Here is a 2,403-nt window from a genome sequence, read left to right as displayed (position 1 = left end):
CCGAATCCCCAATTTGGCGAAGCTGCCACAAATCCGACTCGCCGTTGACCAAACTTGGGCCTTGGAACGACGAGAAAGTTAAGTGCATCAAAATCATGCCTTTTTCAGCAGCCTGCTAGGCAACGGGCCGATCATCTTCCTCAAAGCTGAGCAGCTCGAAGGGACCAGCTGGATCAGCTATGCGACCTCGCAGGGTTTATCGGGTGCTCACCTGGAGCAACTTCTCGTAGAGATCGGGGCTGCCGGTACTCCCGTACTCTTTATCGATGCGATCGACCGCATCGACACAGAACACCAGCCCATCATCGTCGAAGTGCTCCACACCATTGTGGAATCACCACTACTTGATAACTGGCGCGTCGTCGTTTCCCTTCGCGACACCGGCATTGAGATGCTTCGCAATTGGTTGGGCGAATTCCTCGATACCCTGAAGGTCGAGACGCTAAGCGTTGGTCAGCTGAGCGACGATGAGGCCGAGTCGCTCGCAAAAGCCAAGCCACACCTGAGATCACTTCTGTTTGGATCTGCTCAAGTGCAAGAGATTGTCCGACGACCTTTTTTTGCGAAAGTGCTGAACCAGAGTTACATGGCCGACCCCAGCGCTTCGACATTCGCACCCCAATCTGAAGTCGATTTGATTGAGAATTGGTGGCGGCGGGGCGGCTACAATGAGACGGGTCAAAACGCCCTTGAACGCCAGCGAGCATTACTCGACTTGGCAAGTGTCCGTGCCCGCCAGCTTAGCCAGCCGATTGCCCTTAGCCAGCTAACCTCAGTTGCACACATCGATGGCCTAAGATCAGACGGCATACTCCAAAATGCCCGTGAAGGGGTTTCCGTCCGCTTCGCGCACGATATCTTCTTCGAATGGGCCTTCTTCCATGTCATAGCCGATCGCGGACTACAATGGATGGGAGTTATCAAGGCCTGCGGCGAACCACCGGCAGTCGCGCGCGTCGTCGAGCTCACCTCTCAATGGGAGTATGCGCAGGGAACAAACTGGCCAGCGTACCTTGCCCAAACGGAGGATTCGGAACTTAGGTCACAATGGCTGCGAGCGTGGCTGGTTGGTCCCCTCGGAACTTCGAGATTCGAAGTTGATGAAGACCAATTCGCGACAGCTGTCTTTGCCGACGACTTCCGACTTTTCAGGAAGACGCTCGTCTGGTTTCAGGCTGAGAAGACCACCCCAAATGAGAATATCCTTACTGGTGGTCTCCCACGGGAACAACGCCAACGGTTCGCTGATCTTCTCGGATGGCCTTCCGACTTCTCCGCGTGGCGTCGCCTCATCAATTTTATACTACAGCGCATTGCAGACATTCCGCAGCGGCTTTATCCAGAGATCGTCTCCATCTTCGAGGTCTGGCAGAATGCTTTGGCCGACCTCCGCAACCCGACGTCTCATGCACTTTTGCAACAATGCGCTGTCTGGCTCGCCGCCATCGACGCGATCAGTACTGCCGATAGACCTGATGAGAACTCTGTTTATTGGGGGGAGGTTCCCGGCTTGGGTGCTCTCAGAAAATCGCTGGGCCAGCTCCTCTTAAGATCGTCGAGAGCCGAGCCATCCCTTGCAGCCGACTATTTGCGACGGGTCGCCAACTCGGAGCGCATCCGAGACGATGCATTTCATGACATCATCGCCTGCTCACCCGTCCTCGCCCAATCGCTACCCCAGTCTGTGGTCGAACTTTCACTAGCGTTCCTGCTTGGGGAGCTTCCGGATGAGCAAGTTGCCCGAGAAAAACAGGAACTTCATGACACGGCTGAGTGGCGCAAAGCAGTTTTAGAAAAGCCAGACGCCGAAAGGACACGTAAAGAAAAAATGGCACTTTCGGGTAGATTTTATCTGCGAACCGTCGGTGATTTCAGCTACCACGACTGGGAAAGGCTTTCGATCCACGACGACCACAGAAACTTCTGGCCGCCTTCGCCACTTCGAGAGCCCTTTCACTCGCTTTTCCAATCATCTCCTGACCATGCACTGCGGCTCCTTCGAGAACTCTGCAATCATGCGATGACCGCATGGCGACAGCTGCATCATCACTCACACGACCATGGGGGCACCCCTATACCGCTCGAGCTTACGTTTCCCTGGGGTACCCAAATTTTCTGGGGCACCGATCGAGAGTATCTTTGGTTTCGGTCGACGTGGGCACCTAAAGCCATCGGCTGCGCATTCATGGCGCTCGAGGAGTGGTGCTTCACCGAGCTTGAGCAAAGCCAGACTGTTGACGAGCTGATCCAGCATATTGTCGAGGGGAACGAGTGCATCGCCATCCTAGCAGGTTGCTGAAAAACTCCCTCAAATGAGGGAAAATAGCGTAATCGCAGGTTGGAGGCCAAACAATGCGCGGTGATTACCAGGAAGGCGGTGACTTGTTCAGTTATGTGTCGCTG

The 2,403-nt window shown here is 54.8% G+C and carries 1 protein-coding gene; it reads left to right on the top strand.

The window, feature by feature from the left end:
- Positions 1–82 precede the first annotated feature (82 nt).
- On the top strand, positions 83–2,299 hold the full coding sequence (locus tag DWB85_RS19710) for a hypothetical protein (RefSeq protein WP_205422829.1): 2,217 nt from the start codon (positions 83–85) through the stop codon (positions 2,297–2,299).
- Positions 2,300–2,403: the final 104 nt, after the last annotated feature.

Origin of the sequence: Seongchinamella sediminis, assembly GCF_003457605.1 — a bacterium.
Lineage (GTDB): Bacteria > Pseudomonadota > Gammaproteobacteria > Pseudomonadales > Halieaceae > Halioglobus > Halioglobus sediminis.
Note: the sequence above shows the minus strand (reverse complement) of the source record. Positions and strands in the feature narration are given on the sequence as shown.